This window comes from Streptomyces showdoensis (assembly GCF_039535475.1).
In the GTDB taxonomy this organism is placed as follows: domain Bacteria; phylum Actinomycetota; class Actinomycetes; order Streptomycetales; family Streptomycetaceae; genus Streptomyces; species Streptomyces showdoensis.
This window is the reverse complement of sequence record NZ_BAAAXG010000028.1, coordinates 300,551-318,725: the sequence shown is the minus strand read 5'-3', so window position 1 is coordinate 318,725 and position 18,175 is coordinate 300,551. Positions and strand designations below refer to the sequence as shown.

Genomic DNA, 18,175 nt, shown 5'->3' with positions numbered 1-18,175 from the left:
GGATCATGCCGGGCCCGCGACGGCGGAGCAGGAGGCGCCGACGACGGCGAGGTAGTCGTCGAGGCCCTCGGCGCTCGTGCCGGCCCAGCCCACGTACCCGTCCGGGCGGATCAGGAACAGCCCCGTGCCGTACGGCTCGTACGCGGCGAGGCGGGCCGTGCGCACCGTGCCGCCCGTCAGGGCCGGGAGCGGGACGCCGACCGCGAGCAGCGTGAGGTGCGGGCCCCGGAAGAGGTCGAAGAGCCGGCCTCCGCCGTACGGGCCGTCCGGTGCGCGGTCGCCGGCGCGCAGGGCGTCGGGGGCCGCCCCGGTCCGGGTCTCCACGGCGAGCGGCGAGTCCCGGTAGCCGAGCCCGAGCTGCTGGACCTCCTCGCCCCGCTGGGTGTTCGCGCCCTCGGAGCTAGCCCGGTGGAGGCGGGTGCTGATGCCGAGAACCTCGGCGGCGACGGGCAGCCGCTCGGTCTCGTAGGAGTCGAGGAGCGCGGCCGGGGCGCCGTGCCGCAGCACCTGCCCCAGCTTCCAGCCGAGGTTGTACGCGTCCTGGATGCTGGTGTTGAGGCCCTGGCCGCCCGCGGGGGAGTGCACATGCGCCGCGTCGCCCGCGAGGAAGACCCGGCCGTCGCGGAACCGGTCCGCCATCGCCGCGCGGGCACGGAAGTCGGAGGCCCACAGCACCTCGACGACGTCCGCGTCCGCGAGCGGCGTGCGCGCGGCGAGGAGCTCGCGCACCGCGCGGGGCGCGGTGTCCACTGCGGCGGCCTCGTCGTCGAAGGCGGCGATGAGCTGGAAGTGGTCGCCCCCGGGCAGCGGGCACAGCGCCACGGCTCCGCCCGGCGCCTTCGGCCAGACGTGCCAGTTGCCGCGGTCCACGACCGTGGAGGGGGCGAGGCGGACGTCCGCGACGAGCATCGGGCGGGGGTCGACGGTCTCGCCCGTCATGCCGATGCCGAGCGCCCTGCGGACGGTGGAGCGCCCGCCGTCGGCCGCGACCAGATAGGCGGCCCGGACGGTCTCGCCGGTGGAGAGCTCCGCCTCGACGGCTTCCGCGGACTGGCGGAACCCGGTGAGGGCGGCGCCGAAGCGGACGTCACCGCCGAGCTCCCGAAGGCGTGCGTGGAGCACTTCCTGGGTGCGGGACTGCGGGATGAGCAGCACATTGGCGTACGGCACCTGCTCGGTCGGCTCCGAGCGCGCCATCATGTCCCACTCGCCCTGTCGCTCGGCGCCCTCCCAGGCGCGCATCCGCGGGTAGAGCGAGCCCGCCGCCAGGATCCCGGGCAGGGCCCCCAGGTCGTCGAGCACCTCCAGGCTGCGCGGCTGGATCCCCTTGCCGCGCGAGCCGGGGAAGAGCCGGTCCGCCTTCTCGACGAGCAGGGCGCGCACGCCCCGGCGGGCCAGGTCGACGGCGAGCACCAGCCCGGTGGGTCCCGCCCCGACGATGACGACGTCCGTCTCCACGGCGGCAGCGCCCTCCGTGCCAGGCGCGGCATCCACGAGCCCCGCGGCCTTGATGGTCCCCATGGCGTCTCCTCCGGTCTCCCGCGTCCTTAATGGCGTTAAGTTCCGACATGGAGAGCATCTCCTTAACGCCGTTAAGCTGTCAAGGGGATACCGTGACGGAGTGGCGACCAAGAAGACGACCCGGCTGGACCCCGCATCGGTGGCGGAGACCGCCCTCAGCCTGCTCAACGAGCGTGGCCTCGACGGGCTGACGCTGCGCGCGATCGCCCAGGAGCTGAACGTCCAGGCGCCCGCGCTCTACTGGCACTTCAAGAACAAGCAGGCGCTGCTCGACGAGATGGCGACCGTGATGTACCGGCGGATGGTGGCCGACCCCGAGACCCGCCCGCCCGGCGACCTCGACTGGCAGGAACGGATCCTCGCGGTCAACCGGGGCCTGCGCGCCGGACTGCTGCGCTACCGCGACGGCGCCAAGGTCTACAGCGGGGCCCGCTTCACCGGGACGGACTTCGCCGCGGACATGGAACTCCAGCTGGGCGCGCTCGTCGACGCGGGCTTCTCGCTGCACCAGGCGGTGCGGGCCAGCACCACCGCGTACATGTACACCCTCGGCTTCGTCACCGAGGAGCAGGGCACCGAGTCGGCGCCGGGGGAGCCCCGCGAGGGCTTCGACGTGGAGCGGCGCGCGGAGTGGCTCGCGGACTACCCGCTCGCGGCGGCGGCCGGGGCGGAGATCTTCGCCGACCACGACAACGGCTTCGAGGAGGGGCTGCGCCTGATCGTCGCCGGGATCGAGGCCGTCTACGCCCCCACCGCGGCCCGCCCGGCATAGCGAAAGCCCCCGCCCCGCGCGAAGACGCGGAACAGGGGGCTTCCGTACGGAGCGAGGCCGGGGGCCCAGCAGGGCGGCCGGGGCCGGGACTCGGGCCGGCGACCAGCCCGGGACTCGGGCCGGCGACCGGGGCCGGCACTCAGGCCGGCTACCGGGCCCGGAGCCCAGTCCGGTTCAGCCCGGAGCCGGGTCCCGGACCGGCCGGCCGACAGGACGACCGGCCGGCCGATCGGCCGGCTAGCCGATCGGGCCCGCCACGACCTCCACCGGCTTCGCCAGCGGGGTGCCCGAGCCGTCGCGGCGCGGGTCCGGGTCCGGGAGCTCGGACGGGGTGCCGTTCTTCTGGGCGGCGTGGGCCGGGACGGCGCCCGCCCAGGCCAGGACGAGGACGTCCTCGCCCTTCAGGAAGCGCTGGCAGCGCACACCGCCCGTCGCGCGGCCCTTGCGCGGGTACTGGTCGAACGGGGTCAGCTTCGCCGACGTGCCGGCCGAGGCGTCCAGCGTGCCCGTGGAGCCGGCGACCGTGAACACCACCGCGTCCACGGCCGGGTCCACGGCGGTGAAGGAGATGACCTCGGCGCCCGCCGTCAGCTTGATGCCGGCCATACCGCCCGCGGGACGTCCCTGCGGCCGCACCTGAGAGGCCGGATAGCGCAGCAGCTGGGCGTCGGAGGTGATGAAGACCAGGTCCTCCTCGCCGGTCCTCAGCTCCGTCGCGCCGACGATCCGGTCGCCGTCCTTGAGGCCGATGACCTCCAGCTCGTCCTTGTTGGCCGGGTAGTCCGGCACGACGCGCTTGACCACGCCCTGCAGCGTGCCGATCGCGAGGCCGGGCGAGGTCTCGGCGAGCGTGGTCAGGCAGACCACCGTCTCGTCCGCCTCCAGCGAGAGGAACTCGGCCAGCGGCGCCCCGCCCGACAGGTTCGGCGCGGCCGCCGTGTCGGGGAGCTGCGGGAGGTCGATCACCGCGAGCCGCAGCAGCCGTCCGGCCGAGGTCACCGCACCGACGTCGCCGCGCTGGGTGGCCGCCACCGAGGAGACGATCGCGTCGTGCTTGACGCGCTTGGCCTCCGGGTCGGCGGGCGCGACCTCGGCCGTCGCCGTACGGGCGAGCAGGCCCGTGGAGGACAGCAGCACCCGGCACGGGTCGTCGGCGACCTCCAGGGCCACGGCCGTGACGGGGGCGCCCGCCGACTCCAGCAGGACCGTGCGCCGGTCGGTGGCGAACTTCTTCGCGACCGCCGCCAGTTCCGCCGAGACCAGCTTGCGCAGCTCGCTGTCGGACTCCAGGATCCCGGTCAGCTCGTCGATCTCGCCGGTGAGCCGGTCGCGCTCGGTCTCCAGCTCCAGCCGGTCGAACTTGGTGAGCCGGCGCAGCGGGGTGTCCAGGATGTACTGCGTCTGGACCTCGCTCAGGGAGAAGCGCTCCATCAGGCGCTCCTTCGCCTGCGCCGAGTTCTCGCTCTCCCGGATCAGCCGGATGACCTCGTCGATGTCGAGCAGCGCGACGAGCAGGCCCTCGACCAGGTGCAGCCGGTCGCGCTTCTTGCCGCGGCGGAACTCGGAGCGGCGCCGGACCACCTCGAAGCGGTGGTCGAGGTAGACCTCCAGGAGCTCCTTGAGGCCGAGGGTGAGCGGCTGGCCGTCGACCAGGGCCACGTTGTTGATGCCGAAGGACTCCTCCATCGGCGTCAGCTTGTAGAGCTGCTCCAGGACCGCCTCCGGCACGAAGCCGTTCTTGATCTCGATCACCAGGCGCAGGCCGTGGTTGCGGTCGGTGAGGTCCTTGACGTCGGCGATGCCCTGGAGCTTCTTGGAGCCGACCAGGTCCTTGATCTTGGAGATCACCTTCTCCGGGCCGACGCTGAAGGGGAGTTCGGTGACGACGATGCCCTTGCGGCGGGCCGTCACGGTCTCCACGGACGTCGTCGCGCGGATCTTGAAGGTGCCGCGGCCCGTCTCGTACGCGTCCTTGACGCCGGACAGGCCGACGATCCGGCCGCCGGTCGGCAGGTCGGGACCCGGCACGAAGCGCATCAGCGCCTCCAGGTCCGCGTTCGGGTAGCGGATCAGGTGGCGGGCGGCCGCGATGACCTCGCCCAGGTTGTGCGGCGGCATGTTGGTGGCCATGCCGACCGCGATGCCGGAGGCGCCGTTGACCAGGAGGTTCGGATACGCGGCGGGGAGCGCGACGGGCTCCTGCTCCTGGCCGTCGTAGTTCGGCGCGAAGTCGACGGTGTCCTCGTCGATGGACTCCGTCATCATGAGCGCGGCCGGAGCCATCCGCGACTCCGTGTACCGCATGGCGGCCGGCGGGTCGTCGTTGCCGAGGGAGCCGAAGTTGCCGTGGCCGTCGACCAGCGGCAGGCGCATGGAGAAGGGCTGCGCCATGCGCACCATCGCGTCGTAGATCGACGCGTCGCCGTGCGGGTGCAGCTTGCCCATGACCTCGCCGACGACGCGGGCGCACTTCACGAACCCGCGCTCGGGCCGCAGACCCATCTCGCTCATCTGGTAGACGATCCGGCGCTGCACGGGCTTCATCCCGTCGCGGGCGTCGGGCAGCGCGCGCGAGTAGATCACCGAGTACGCGTACTCGAGGAAGGAGCCCTGCATCTCGTCGACGACGTCGATGTCGAGGATTCTCTCCTCGAACGCGTCGTCCGGCGGCGGTGTCTTCGTGCTGCGGCGGGCCATCGCGGCTGCGGCTCCTTCACCAACAAGGTTGATCTGACGCGGACCATTGTGGACCGTCCCGCTGACAACCGGGACCGCGACCCGGGCCTGAGGCCGTGCGCGGTCACGCGCGCGCCCCGTGGCTACCCGGAAGAGGGACGTTGTGGAGGGACGGGAACTTCGCCAGGTGTCGGCGCGCTTGCATACAGTGGCAGGACTTTCCACATCGCGATCGAAGGGACGTACATGCCCATGGGTCACACGGCCACGGCCGAGGCCGGCTCCGGCGGCCTGACAGCGACCGAGCACCGGCTGGCCAACGGCCTGCGCGTGGTGCTCTCGGAGGACCACCTGACCCCGGTCGCCGCGGTCTGCCTCTGGTACGACGTCGGCTCGCGCCACGAGGTCGCGGGCCGCACCGGTCTCGCCCACCTCTTCGAGCACCTGATGTTCCAGGGCTCGAAGCAGGTCCACGGCAACGGCCACTTCGAGCTCGTGCAGGGCGCCGGCGGCTCGCTCAACGGCACCACGAGCTTCGAGCGCACCAACTACTTCGAGACCATGCCGGCGCACCAGCTGGAGCTCGCGCTCTGGCTGGAGGCCGACCGGATGGGCTCGCTGCTCGCCGCCCTGGACGACGAGTCCATGGAGAACCAGCGCGACGTCGTCAAGAACGAGCGCCGCCAGCGGTACGACAACGTGCCGTACGGCACCGCGTTCGAGCGCCTCACCGCCCTCGCGTACCCCGAGGGCCACCCGTACCACCACACGCCGATCGGCTCCATGGCCGACCTGGACGCCGCCACCCTCGAGGACGCGCGGAACTTCTTCCGTACGTACTACGCGCCGAACAACGCGGTGCTGTCGGTCGTCGGCGACATCGACCCCGAGCAGACGCTCGCCTGGGTCGAGAAGTACTTCGGCTCGATCCCGGGCCACGACGGGAAGCCCGAGCCGCGCTCCGGCGACCTGCCCGAGGTCATCGGCGGGCAGCTGCGCGAGGTCATCGAGGAGGAGGTCCCGGCCCGCGCGCTGATGGCCGCCTACCGGCTGCCGCACGACGGCACCCGCGCGTGTGACGCGGCCGACCTGGCCCTGACGATCCTCGGCGGCGGCGAGTCCTCCCGTCTCCACAACCGTCTGGTCCGCCGCGACCGCACGGCCGTCGCCGCGGGCTTCGGGCTGCTGCGGCTGGCCGGCGCGCCCTCCCTGGGCTGGCTGGACGTGAAGACCTCCGGCGGTGTCGAGGTGCCGCGGATCGAGTCGGCCGTCGACGACGAGCTGGCCCGTTTCGCCGCCGAGGGCCCGACGCCCGAGGAGATGGAGCGCGCGCAGGCACAGTTGGAGCGCGAGTGGCTGGACCGGCTCGGCACGGTCGCCGGCCGCGCCGACGAACTGTGCCGGTACGCGGTGCTGTTCGGCGACCCCCAGCTGGCCCTGACCGCCGTGCACCGGGTCCTCGACATCAGCGCCGAGGAGGTGCAGGAGGTCGCCAAGGCCAAGCTGCGCCCGGACAACCGCGCGGTGCTGGTCTACGAACCGGTGGGCGCCGACGGCGACAGCGAGAGCGACGAGGAAGAGGGAGCGGACCAGTGACCGACGCTGCCGCGTCTTTGACGAGCATGACCTTCCACCCGCAGCCCCAGCCGGGCGAGGCCAAGCCCTGGGCCTTCCCGGCCCCGGAGCGCGGCGCGCTGGACAACGGGCTGACGGTGCTGCGCTGCCACCGCCCCGGCCAGCAGGTGGTGGCCGTCGAGATCTCCCTCGACGCCCCGCTGGACGCCGAGCCGGAGGGCCTGGACGGCGTGGCCACGATCATGGCCCGCGCCCTGTCCGAGGGCACCGACCAGCACACCGCCGAGGAGTTCGCCGCGGAGCTGGAGCGCTGCGGCGCCACCCTCGACGCGGCCGCCGACCACCCGGGCGTGCGGGTCTCCCTGGAGGTCCCGGTCTCCCGGCTGCCCAAGGCGCTCGGCCTGCTCTCCGAGGCGCTGATCGCCCCGGCGTTCGAGGAGTCCGAGATCGAGCGGCTGGTGAACAACCGGCTCGACGAGATCCCGCACGAGACGGCCAATCCGGCCCGTCGCGCGGCCAAGCAGCTCTCCAAGGAGCTGTTCCCGGCCGACGCGCGCGTCTCCCGGCCGCGCCAGGGCACGGAGGAGACCGTCGCCGCGATCGACGCCGCCGCCGTCCGCGCCTTCTTCGACGCGCACGTCCGGCCCGCCACGGCCACCGCCGTGGTCGTCGGCGACCTCACCGACGTCGACCTCGACAAGGTGCTCGCCGAGACGCTCGGCGCCTGGACGGGCACCCCGGCCGCCCTGCGGCCCATGCCGCCCGTCACGGCCGACGACACCGGCCGCGTCGTCATCGTGGACCGCCCCGGAGCCGTCCAGACCCAGCTGCTCATCGGCCGTGTCGGCGCCGACCGCCACGACCGCGTCTGGGCGGCCCAGGTGCTCGGCACGTACTGCCTCGGCGGCACCCTCACCTCCCGCCTGGACCGCGTCCTGCGCGAGGAGAAGGGCTACACGTACGGCGTGCGCGCCTTCGGCCAGGTGCTGCGCTCCGACGGCGAGGGCAACGGGGCGTCGCTGCTCGCCATCAGCGGCTCGGTCGACACCCCCAACACGGGTCCGGCACTTGACGACCTGTGGAAGGTGCTGCGCACCCTCGCCGCCGACGGCCTGACGGACGCCGAGCGCGACGTGGCCGTGCAGAACCTGGTGGGGGTCGCGCCGCTCAAGTACGAGACGGCCGCCTCCGTCGCGGGCACGCTCGCCGACCAGGTCGAGCAGCACCTCGCGGACGACTACCAGGCGCAGTTGTACGCGCGGCTCGCCGAGACCGGCACGGTGGAGGCGACCGCGGCCGTGGTCAACGCCTTCCCGGTGGACCGGCTCGTCACCGTGCTCGTCGGTGACGCGGCGCAGATCGAGGAGCCGGTGCGGGCCCTCGGCATCGGCGAAGTGACCGTCGTGACCGGCTGATTGAGCCGCTGTCACGCGGGTACGGGGACCCCGACGACCTGGTTCGTCGGGGTCATTCCTTTTTGTCCGTATTGGCAGTGAGTGTGATCTTCTGCCCTGTGGCATGTCTTACAAAAGCGCGTGTCTGTTTGGCGATTGACAGAAGATCGGCCTAGCTTCGATCCGTCTGTCCGGCCGTTGTACGACGCCGCATCCGCGGCAACGGACAGTCATCGCCGAGTCCCCGTAAGGCGCGAGCCTGGGGAGCCGGGGACCCATCGCAGTCCCTGGGGTGAATCGGACGCCTTCGCTCGGCGAGCGGAGGGGCCCGTAGGAGACCTTCCTGCTCCGAACCCGTCAGCTAACCCGGTAGGCGAGAGGGAAGGAAAGGATCAGCCACTACATGGCGTTCACCCGTGCCACCGGGAAGCATCGTGGTCCGAGCCGCATGGCGCGCCGCTCCGTGGGCATCGCCGGTGTGGCGACCCTCGCGACGACCGGCGTCATCGGCACCCTGGCCTCCCCGGCGCTCGCCGCCGACACGGAGCCCGCTTCCCCGGAGGACACCGGCCTCACCCAGGTGATCACGGCCGAGTCGCTCTCCGACCGCGTCGACGCCCAGGCCGACGCCCAGGAGAAGGAGGCCGTCGAGGCCGCCGCCCGGGTCAAGGCCGCCGCCGAGGCGAAGCGCAAGGCCGAGGCCCGCGCCAAGGAGATCCGTGCCGCCCAGGAGCGCGCCGCCCGCGAGGCCGAGCGCAAGCGCCTGAACTCCTTCCAGCTCCCCGTCGCCGGCTCCTACGTGAGCACCGGCTACAAGACCGGTGGCTCGCTCTGGTCCTCCGGCAGCCACTCCGGCATCGACTTCCACGCCTCCTACGGCAGCACGGTCGTCTCCGTCGGCTCCGGCACCGTCATCGAGGCCGGCTGGGGCGGCGCGTACGGCAACAACATCGTCATCCGGATGAACGACGGCACGTACACCCAGTACGGCCACCTCTCCTCGATCGGTGTCCACGTCGGCCAGAAGGTCACCCCGGGCGATCAGATCGGCGTCTCCGGCTCCTCCGGCAACTCGACCGGCCCGCACCTCCACTTCGAGGCCCGCACGAGCGCCGAGTACGGATCGGACATCAACCCGATCTCCTACCTCCGCGCCCGCGGAGTCCACGTCTGACGTGTGAATTCTGTGAAGAAGCCCCGGCTCGAACGAGCCGGGGCTTCTTTTTTGTGTCCGTATTACCGGGCGGCATCGGAAATTCCGGCGTCCTGCAATAGAGTCGCAAGAGTCGCCGGACAGGCGCCACTCGATGGGGTTTCGCGCGGATCAAATGCGGAGGTCGGACATGCGTGTTCCCGCGCACTCGGTATGCACGGCGATCCGGGACGACATCGTCTCCGGCGTCTTCGGGAGGGGCGCCCGGCTGACGGAGGAACAGCTCGCCCGCCGCTACGGGGTCTCCCGGGTTCCGGTCCGCGAGGCCCTGCGCACCCTGGAGTCCGAGGGCTTCGTGGTCACCCGCCGGCACGCCGGCGCCCATGTCGCCGAGCCCACCGAGCAGGAGGCGGCCGACCTGCTCGACGTGCGGACCCTGCTGGAGCCGCTGGGCGCCGCCCGGGCCGCCCAGCGCCGCACCGACGCCCACCTCAAGGTGCTGCGCGGGCTGGTCAGGCTGGGCCAGGAACGGGCCAGGAGCGGCCAGGGCGAGGACCTGCGCTCGCTCGGCGCCTGGTTCCACGAGACGCTGGCCCAGGCCTCCGGCAGTCCGCCGCTCACCGCGCTCCTCACCCAGCTGCGGCACAAGATCGCCTGGATGTACGCGGTCGAGCCCGCCGCGCGGCCCATGGAGGCCTGGGCCGAGCACGGCGCCATCGTCGACGCCGTCGCGCGCGGGGACGCCGAGCGCGCCCGCGCCCTGACCGCGCTGCACGTGGAGCGTTCGCTGCCGCTGCACCGGCCGAGGCGGCCGGAGCGTACCCGTGTGAGGGTTCCGCAACATGTCGTCAACATCGCGGGTCCGCGGAATTAACACGGGCACCGTATACAAGAGGAAGACAATTCACGGATCCGCTTATTTCGTGCTGCCCGAATTCTTGTGACGGGCGGGGGCGTCACGCGGAATCGAATGCGGAAAGTGGAAGCGGGAACAGAAAGGGCCGCAGCCGCCGGAATTCCGGCAGGTGCGGCCCTCTCGCGATCCGTCGTCGGGGAGGAGACGGGTCAGACGGTCTCGGGGAGCTCCTCGAGACCCTCGGCGACCAGCTTCGCCAGGCGGTCGAGCGCGGCCTCGGCGCCATCGGCGTCCGAAGCGAGCACGATCTCCTCGCCGCCCTGGGCACCCAGGCCGAGCACCGCGAGCATGGACGCGGCGTTGACCGGGTTGCCGTCGGCCTTGGCGATCGTCACGGGGACGCCGGCGGCCGTGGCGGCACGGACGAAGATGGAGGCGGGGCGGGCGTGCAGGCCCTCGGCCCAGCCGACGTTGACGCGGCGCTCAGCCATGGTGGTTGCCCTTCAACTTTCAGCGGTTGTCTAGACCAGTCTCTCACGGGTGGCGACATGCTCGTACCGACCTTCGGCCCCTTTGGGGGCGGCCGTTAGGCCCTCCCTACCTTGCACGGCGGGCACCCGCCGCGCGACCGGTGCCACTGTCGGACCCCGGCCGTAGTCTTGCCCCATGCAGAGCGCGTCGGAACAGTCCGAACAGCCGGAACACGCGTATCCCGACCACTGGGAAGCGGACGTGGTCCTCCGCGACGGCGGCACCGCGCGCATCCGGCCGATCACCGCCGACGACGCCGAGCGGCTGGTCAGCTTCTACGAGCAGGTCTCGGACGAATCGAAGTACTACCGCTTCTTCGCGCCCTACCCGCGGCTCTCCGCCAAGGACGTGCACCGCTTCACCCACCACGACTTCGTGGACCGGGTGGGCCTCGCGGCCACGGTGGGCGGGGACTTCATCGCCACCGTGCGCTACGACCGCATCAACGCCCAGGGACGCCCCGCCTCGGCCCCGGCCGACGAGGCCGAGGTCGCCTTCCTCGTCCAGGACGCCCACCAGGGGCGCGGGGTCGCCTCCGCCCTGCTGGAGCACATCGCGGCGGTCGCGCGGGAGCGCGGCATCCGCCGGTTCGTCGCCGAGGTGCTGCCCGCGAACACCAAGATGATCAAGGTGTTCACGGACGCCGGCTACACCCAGAAGCGCAGCTTCGAGGACGGCTCCGTCCGCCTCCACCTCGACCTGGAGCCCACCGACCGCTCCCTCGCCGTCCAGCGCGCCCGCGAGCAGCGCGCCGAGGCCCGGTCCGTGCAGCGGCTCCTCACGCCCGGCTCCGTCGCCGTGATCGGCGTGGGGCGCGCCCCCGGCGGGGTCGGCAGGGCCGTACTGCGCAATCTCCTCGACGCCGGCTACACCGGCCGCGTCCACGCCGTGAACAGCGCCCTGGGGGAGGGACGGCACGAGCTCGAGGGCGTCCCCGCCTTCCGCGGCGTCGCCGACATCGGCGAGGACGTCGACCTCGCCGTCGTCGCCGTCCCCGCCGAACGGGTCCCCGACGTCGTCGCCGACTGCGGCGAGCACGGGGTGCGGGGCCTGGTCGTCCTCTCCGCCGGATACGCCGAGAGCGGGGCCGAGGGCCGCGAGCGCCAGCGCGCCCTGGTCCGCCAGGCCCGCTCGTACGGCATGCGGATCATCGGGCCGAACGCCTTCGGGATCATCAATACGGCCGAGTCCGTCCGGCTGAACGCCTCGCTGGCCCCGCAGATGCCGACCGCCGGACGCATCGGGCTCTTCACCCAGTCCGGCGCCATCGGCATCGCCCTGCTCGCCGGACTGCACCGGCGCGGCGCCGGACTCTCCGCCTTCCTCTCCGCCGGCAACCGGGCCGACGTCTCCGGCAACGACCTCCTCCAGCACTGGTACGACGACCCCGCGACCGACGTCGTCCTCCTCTACCTGGAGTCGATCGGCAACCCCCGGAAGTTCACCCGGCTCGCCCGCCGCACCGCCGCCGTCAAGCCGGTCGTCGTCGTCAAGGGCGCCCGGCACAGCGGCAGCGCCCCGCCCGGCCACCGCGTCCCGGTCACCCGCATCCCGCACGCCACCGTCTCCGCGCTGCTCCGGCAGGCCGGCGTCATCCGGGTCGACACCGTCACCGAACTCGTCGACGCGGGCCTCCTCCTCGCCGACCAGCCCCTGCCCGCCGGCCCCCGGGTCGCCATCCTCGGCAACTCCGAGTCCCTCGGGCTGCTCACCTACGACGCCTGCCTCACCGAGGGCCTGCGCCCGCTGCGGCCCCTCGACCTCACCACCGGGGCCACCCCGGCCGACTTCCGCACCGCGCTCGCCGCCGCCCTCGCGGACGACGCCTGCGACGCCGTGGTCGTCACCGCCATCCCCTGGGTCGGCGAGAACGGCGCCACCGAGTCCGGCGACGGCGAGGTCCTGGCCGCCGCCCTCCGCTCCGCCGTCGCGGGCGCCGAGGGCACGGCCAAGCCGGTGGTCGTCGTCCACGTGGAGATGGGCGCCCTGGCCGAAGCCCTGGCGGAGGCGACCCGCACCCGGCCGACCGGCGGCCGGGCCGGGCAGGCGGCAGGGGCACCGGGGACACCCGCGGCGTCCGGCACCGCGCCCGCCCAGGCGCCCGCCCTGCCCCCCGCCCAAGCCATCTCCGTACCGCAGGCACCGCCGGCACCGCCTGGACCACAGGCACCGCCTGGACCACAGGCACCGCCGGGAACGGCCGACCCGTCCGTACGGGGCGACCGCGCCGAGTACGCCGAGCAGCCCGAGCCCGCCCGGGGGCCCGAGCCCCCCGCCGCCCGCCCCATCCCCGCCTACCCCGCCGCCGAACGGGCCGTACGCGCCCTCGCGGAGTCCGTGCGCTACGCGCAGTGGCGCCGCCAGGCCGCCGCCGACCCCGGGCGGGTGCCCGAGTTCGACACCATCGACGAGGCGGGGGCCGCCCTGCTCGTCGAGCGGGCCCTCGGCGAGGAGGGCGCCGACCCGCGCGGGGTCACCCTCGACACCGAGGGGACGAGGCAGCTCCTCGGGCGGTACGGGATCGGCGTCCTGCCCACGCTGCCCGCGCCCACCCCCGACGAGGCCGTCCGCGCCGCCGCCCGGCTCGGCTTCCCCGTCGCCCTCAAGACCACGGCACCGCACCTGCGCCACCGCCCCGACCTCGGCGGCGTCCGGCTCGACCTGGCGACCGAGGAACAGCTCCGCACCGCGTACGCCGAGCTCACCGAGGCCCTCGGCAAGCCCGAGGAGCTCCAGCCGGTCGTCCAGGCCATGGTCCCGCGCGGGGTCGACACCGTGGTCCGCGCCGCCATCGACCCCGCCGTCGGAGCCGTCCTCTCCTTCGGCCTGGCCGGCGCCGCCTCCGAACTCCTCGGCGACATGTCCCACCGGCTCGTCCCCGCCACCGACCGGGACGCCGCCGAGCTCGTCCGCTCCATCCGCACCGCACCGCTCCTCTTCGGCTGGCGCGGCTCCGCCCCCGTCGACACCCCCGCCCTCGAAGAGCTGCTGCTCCGGGTCTCCCGGCTGGTCGACGACCACCCCGAGGTCGTCGCCATCTCCCTCGAACCCGTCGTCGTCGCCCCCCGGGGCCTCTCCGTCCTCGGCGCCACCGTCCGTCTCGCCCCGCCCCCGCCCCGCACCGATCTCGGCCCGCGCCACCTCCCGAGCTACCAGTGACCCCACCCGACCCCATGGACACGAGCGGGCCGACGGGCCCCGCGGGAGGGCGGGACGGGGGCCCGGGGCCCCGTAGGATGGAGTCCATGGCAAAGACCGGTACGACGACCCAGGGGCTGCGCGCGGCGATCGAGCGCAGCGGCTACTACCCGGCCCTCGTGGCCGAGGCGGTGGAGTCCGCCGTCGGCGGCGAGGCCGTCTCGTCGTACGTGGTCCACCAGGAGACCACCTTCGACGCGAACGAGGTCCGCCGCCACGTCACCGTCCTCGTCCTGACGGCCCACCGCTTCATCGTCAGCCACACCGACGAGCAGGCCGCCGACACCAGCTCCCCGACGCCGTACGCCACGACCTCCACCGAGTCCGTGAAGCTCGACCGGATCTCCTCGATCGTCGTCAGCCGCGTCGTCGCCAACCCGGAGTCGTACACCCCGGGCACCCTGCCCCGCGAGGTCGTCCTGACCATCGGCTGGGGCGCCGTCTCCCGCATCGACCTGGAACCCGCCGCCTGCGGCGACCCCAACTGCGACGCCGACCACGGCTACACCGGCAACTCCACCGCCGACGACCTCAGCCTCCGCGTCAGCGACGCCGGCGACGGCCCGGACACCGTCCGCCAGACCCTGGCCTTCGCCCAGGCGCTCTCCGAAGCCACCGCGGACACCGCGGTCAGCCGCTGATGGTCCACCCCACGGCTGTTGCCCACGGGTGGCCGGACGAACCCGTCCCGCTCGACCCCGCCACCGCGCCGCTCCCCGAGTACGGCAGCGGTTCCCTCGGCGACCTGCTCCCGACGCTCGTCGCCGGACAGGCCGTGCCCGGCTTCGAGCCCCGGATCGCCGAGCTCGCCCCCGCCGACCGCAACTGCGTCTTCCTCATCGACGGGCTCGGCTGGGAACAGATCAAGGCCCATCCGGACGAGGCCCCGTACCTCACCTCCCTGCTCGGCAGCTCGCGCGGCGGCACGGGACGCCCGCTCACCGCCGGCTTCCCGGCCACCACGGCGACCTCGCTCGCCTCGGTCGGCACCGGCCTCTTCCCCGGCTCCCACGGCCTGCCCGGCTACACCGTGCGCAACCCGGCGACCGGTGAGCTGATGAACCAGCTCCGCTGGAAGCCCTGGACCTCGCCGCGCGCCTGGCAGCCGTACCCGACGGTCTTCCAGCTCGCCCACGAGGCCGGGATCCACACCGCCCAGGTCTCCTCGCCGATATTCCAGGACACCCCGCTCACCAAGATCGCGCTGAGCGGCGGCACGTTCCACGGTCGGCTGTCCGGCGAGGAGCGGATGGACTTCGCCGCCGAGCAGCTGGCCGGGGGCGACCGCTCCCTCGTCTACACGTACTACAGCGAGCTCGACGGCGCCGGACACCGCTTCGGCATCGACTCCGACGCCTGGCGCGGCCAGCTGATGTTCGTCGACCGGCTCGTCCAGCGCCTGGCCGAGCAGCTCCCGCCGCGCTCCGCGCTCTACGTCACCGCCGACCACGGCATGGTCGACATCCCCTTCGACGAGGACCACCGGATCGACTTCGACGAGGACTGGGAGCTGCGCGCCGGCGTCGCCCTCCTCGGCGGCGAGGGCCGCGCCCGGCACGTCTACGCCGTTCCCGGCGCCGAGGCCGACGTCCTCACCTGCTGGAGCGAGGTCCTCGGCGACCGGTTCTGGGTGGCGAGCCGGGACGAGGCGATCGCGCTCGGCTGGTTCGGCGACCAGGTCGACGAGCGGGTGTACGGACGCATCGGCGACGTGGTCGCCGCGGCCGAGGACGACCTCGCGATCACGGCCTCCGTCAACGAGCCGAACGAGTCCGCCATGGTGGGCATGCACGGTTCGATGACCGCGGCGGAGCAACTCGTGCCGCTGCTCGAAGTACGCACCTGAGGCCCCGGCCACCGACCGCCTCCCGCCCCGCCCGCCCCTTCCCCCGTCACTCCCCTGACCCGAAAGGTCCCCGACCTCCCATGCCCGAGCTGGTGTTCTTCTCCGGAACGATGGACTGCGGGAAGAGCACGCTGGCGCTGCAAATCACACACAACCGCTCCGCCCGCGGTCTGCAGAGTGTGATCTTCACCCGCCAGGACCGTGCCGGCGAGGGTAAGCTCTCGTCCCGCCTGGGTCTCGTCACCGACGCGGTCGAGGTGACCGATGCGATGGACTTGTACGCGTACGTGGTCGGCGAGCTGTCCCAGGGTGGAAAAGCAGACTATGTGATCGTGGACGAGGCCCAGTTCCTGGCGTCGGAGCAGATCGACCAGCTGGCCCGGATCGTGGACGACCTCGACATGGACGTCTTCGCCTTCGGGATCACGACGGACTTCCGTACGAAGCTCTTTCCAGGCTCGCAGCGCCTCATCGAACTCGCGGACCGCGTCGAGCAGCTCCAGGTGGAGGCGCTGTGCTGGTGCGGCGCACGTGCCACTCACAACGCCCGTACGGTCGACGGGGAGATGGTCGTCGAGGGCGAGCAGGTCGTCGTCGGCGACGTCAACCGCCCTGTGGAGGTCGGCTACGAGGTCCTGTGCCGGCGCCACCACCGTCGCCGCATGACCTCAGCCTCTGCGCACGCCGCCGCCCTCTCCCCGGACGTCCTCCCCGTCAATCGCGCCTGACGACAGTGGGCCGTGTGTGTCCACCGGCCCTTGGCCGGTGCGATGCTGGCCAACTGCATGAAGTGCCTCACCCCGGTAGACAGGGCAGCACAGATCCTGGACGACCTGCGTAGGGCCCGTCAGTTCCTCATGAGCGAGATCGAGCGCGTTCGGCGTGAGTCGGCGCGTGGCGGATGCCCCTGAAGCCACGTGCCGCCTCGCCCATGCCGGCTACTGAGGATCGGTCAGCCCGAAGGACGCCTCCATCGCGTTGACCACGTCCATACCGATGCGAAGCTGCCGTTCGTCGAGCTGGCCGGCCAGAAGGTGCTCCTGCGTCGGCAGGTTGTGCGTGGCCACCCCGTGCACGAGGTTGCCGGCCAGTTCGACGTGCACGGCCCTGGCCATTTGCTCTACGTCGCCGAGCTGGACCAGGAACCCGAACTTCTCGCCGGGAATCGGGTCGCGGTACAGCTTGACGGCCACCTGGTGCTGCTTGAGGAAGAGCTGCTTTCCCTCGTCGTCCCGCGAGTTCCAGATGTCGGCGAAGGTGCGTCCGGTGAGGGCAAACTCTCCACGCTGCTGCTCGTACTCGATCAGTTGACCGCGCAGGCGTGCCAGCTTGGCGGACTGGGAGTTCAGAAGTGACCAGTAGACCTCTTCCTTCTCCGGGGCGTCGTACTTGCCTGCTCCGAAGTCGGCTTTGAGGCGTTCGAGTCGAGCCTCCGTGGCCGTGATGTCTGATGTGGGGTCGTGTAGGTCGGCCACCAACTCGCGTGCTTCGGGGAGGTGGCCCATGTGCTCCAGGAACACGTTGGTGAACGCAGCCTCGAAGTCTGCCGAGTTCACTGCTGCGGGGCTCGCGCATGTGCCCTGAACCTTCTGGCGGCTGCACTTGTATCGGGAGTAGTGCCACTCCTTCGCCGGGCGGTCGCCCACGGAAGGCTTTCGGTTGGTGTACACGGCCCTCGTCAGCGGCCCCCCGCACGAGCCGCACGTGGCGACTCCGACGAGCATCGCCCTGCTCTTGGTGACCTTCGGGCCGAAGGCGCGGTTGTCCTGGAGCTTCAGGGCAACTTTGTTCCAAGTGGCGAGGTCGAGCAGGGGGTTGTCGGCGATCAGGCGGGGGTTGCCCTCGCCGTCCTCCACGATCTCGCCCTTATAGGTGTACAGACCTGCGATTTTGGGGTTGAGGAGTAGGCCGCGGATCGACGAGTTCGACCACTTGCTCTCCTGGGCCCGCTTGCTGTTCGGCTGGATGCGCGACAGCCAAGTCGGCTCACCTCTGGCGGTGAGATCGCGTGCCACCGACCGCAGGCTTTCTCCGTCGAGCACTCTTCTTGCGATCTCTTCTGCGAGTTCGCGGTAGTGGTCGATGGGCTCCAGGCGCTTGCCTGCTCCGGGGCCGACCGGGACGATTTCGTAGCCGAAGGGCGGTAGGCCGGCCACCCAGGTTCCGGCCGTGAGCCGGGTCTGGACGGCGTCGATCGCCCGGGACCTGATCGTGTCGAGCTCGCCCTCGGCGAACACGGCCAGGATCTGGGCGAACATCTTGCCCATGGGCGTCGACATGTCGATGCCCTCCTGGGTCGACACGATGACCTTGCCGTTCTCCTGGCACCACTGCACGACTTCGCTGAAGTGGGCGACCCTGCGGCTCAGCCGGTCTACCTTCATCACGCAAAGCGCGTCCCAGAGGCCCTTGTGGTCATCGTCGAACCACTTGCCCAGGCCGGGGCGCTTGAAGGGGTGAAGCCCGCCAGAGACATCTGTGTCCTTGGCCCAGGCCACGACGTGTGCGTCCCGGCCGGGTGCGTCCACCCAGTGCTGTACGTGTTCCTGCTGCCGGGGGATGGAGGTCGAGTCGTCCGTGTCGACGGAGAGACGGAGGGAACCTAAGACGCGAAGAGGCATGCGGGGACTCTAGCCAGGAGATGGCGAATGCC

At 72.1% G+C, this 18,175-nt stretch carries 13 protein-coding genes and 1 riboswitch; of the genes, 9 read left to right on the top strand and 4 right to left on the bottom strand.

Annotated elements, in window-relative coordinates:
- Nucleotides 1–3: 3 nt before the first annotated feature.
- On the bottom strand, nucleotides 4–1,521 hold the full coding sequence (locus tag ABD981_RS36145) for an FAD-dependent monooxygenase (RefSeq protein ID WP_123955012.1): 1,518 nt from the start codon (nucleotides 1,519–1,521) through the stop codon (nucleotides 4–6).
- 100 nt (nucleotides 1,522–1,621) lie between these two features.
- Here ABD981_RS36145 and ABD981_RS36140 point away from each other — a divergent pair, with 100 nt between their 5' ends.
- On the top strand, nucleotides 1,622–2,293 hold the full coding sequence (locus ABD981_RS36140; protein ID WP_046910817.1) for a TetR/AcrR family transcriptional regulator C-terminal domain-containing protein: 672 nt from the start codon (nucleotides 1,622–1,624) through the stop codon (nucleotides 2,291–2,293).
- A gap of 237 nt (nucleotides 2,294–2,530) precedes the next feature.
- Here the strand turns inward: ABD981_RS36140 and ABD981_RS36135 are convergent, their stop codons facing one another.
- Nucleotides 2,531–4,990, bottom strand: a complete 2,460-nt coding sequence (locus tag ABD981_RS36135; protein WP_046910818.1) for a DNA gyrase/topoisomerase IV subunit A — start codon at nucleotides 4,988–4,990, stop codon at nucleotides 2,531–2,533.
- A 231-nt stretch (nucleotides 4,991–5,221) separates the two neighbouring features.
- Here ABD981_RS36135 and ABD981_RS36130 point away from each other — a divergent pair, with 231 nt between their 5' ends.
- The 4 genes from ABD981_RS36130 to ABD981_RS36115 all read left to right on the top strand — a co-directional run bounded on the left by ABD981_RS36130 (nucleotide 5,222) and on the right by ABD981_RS36115 (nucleotide 9,965).
- Nucleotides 5,222–6,565 carry a M16 family metallopeptidase gene (locus ABD981_RS36130; protein WP_046910819.1) on the top strand — a complete coding sequence of 448 codons (1,344 nt, stop codon included), beginning with the start codon at nucleotides 5,222–5,224 and terminating at the stop codon, nucleotides 6,563–6,565.
- A 26-nt stretch (nucleotides 6,566–6,591) separates the two neighbouring features.
- Nucleotides 6,592–7,959, top strand: coding sequence for a M16 family metallopeptidase (locus ABD981_RS36125; RefSeq protein WP_382748611.1), 1,368 nt, complete (start codon nucleotides 6,592–6,594; stop codon nucleotides 7,957–7,959).
- 203 nt (nucleotides 7,960–8,162) lie between these two features.
- Nucleotides 8,163–8,329, top strand: a riboswitch (cyclic di-AMP (ydaO/yuaA leader).
- Nucleotides 8,330–8,341: 12 nt separating this feature from the next.
- Nucleotides 8,342–9,112 (top strand): M23 family metallopeptidase, encoded by a 771-nt coding sequence (locus ABD981_RS36120; RefSeq protein ID WP_046910821.1) that lies wholly within the window; start codon nucleotides 8,342–8,344, stop codon nucleotides 9,110–9,112.
- 169 nt (nucleotides 9,113–9,281) lie between these two features.
- On the top strand, nucleotides 9,282–9,965 hold the full coding sequence (locus ABD981_RS36115; RefSeq protein ID WP_046910822.1) for a GntR family transcriptional regulator: 684 nt from the start codon (nucleotides 9,282–9,284) through the stop codon (nucleotides 9,963–9,965).
- Nucleotides 9,966–10,156: 191 nt separating this feature from the next.
- Here the strand turns inward: ABD981_RS36115 and ABD981_RS36110 are convergent, their stop codons facing one another.
- On the bottom strand, nucleotides 10,157–10,438 hold the full coding sequence (locus ABD981_RS36110) for an HPr family phosphocarrier protein (RefSeq protein WP_046910823.1): 282 nt from the start codon (nucleotides 10,436–10,438) through the stop codon (nucleotides 10,157–10,159).
- Nucleotides 10,439–10,613: 175 nt separating this feature from the next.
- On the opposite strand from ABD981_RS36110, the gene ABD981_RS36105 reads away from it, so the two are divergent.
- From ABD981_RS36105 to ABD981_RS36090, 4 genes are all read left to right on the top strand, one after another.
- Nucleotides 10,614–13,637, top strand: a complete 3,024-nt coding sequence (locus ABD981_RS36105; protein WP_123955015.1) for a bifunctional acetate--CoA ligase family protein/GNAT family N-acetyltransferase — start codon at nucleotides 10,614–10,616, stop codon at nucleotides 13,635–13,637.
- 86 nt (nucleotides 13,638–13,723) lie between these two features.
- Entirely contained in the window at nucleotides 13,724–14,317 is a 594-nt protein-coding gene (locus ABD981_RS36100; protein WP_046910841.1) for a DUF5998 family protein, read from the top strand.
- Nucleotides 14,317–15,522, top strand: coding sequence for an alkaline phosphatase family protein (locus tag ABD981_RS36095; protein WP_046910824.1), 1,206 nt, complete (start codon nucleotides 14,317–14,319; stop codon nucleotides 15,520–15,522). The genes ABD981_RS36100 and ABD981_RS36095 overlap by 1 nt, the downstream gene beginning before the upstream one ends.
- A gap of 80 nt (nucleotides 15,523–15,602) precedes the next feature.
- Complete coding sequence (locus ABD981_RS36090) at nucleotides 15,603–16,250, top strand: thymidine kinase (protein WP_046910825.1); 648 nt, start codon at nucleotides 15,603–15,605, stop codon at nucleotides 16,248–16,250.
- Between the two features lie 210 nt (nucleotides 16,251–16,460).
- Here the strand turns inward: ABD981_RS36090 and ABD981_RS36085 are convergent, their stop codons facing one another.
- On the bottom strand, nucleotides 16,461–18,143 hold the full coding sequence (locus tag ABD981_RS36085; protein ID WP_046910826.1) for a recombinase family protein: 1,683 nt from the start codon (nucleotides 18,141–18,143) through the stop codon (nucleotides 16,461–16,463).
- Nucleotides 18,144–18,175 lie beyond the last annotated feature (32 nt).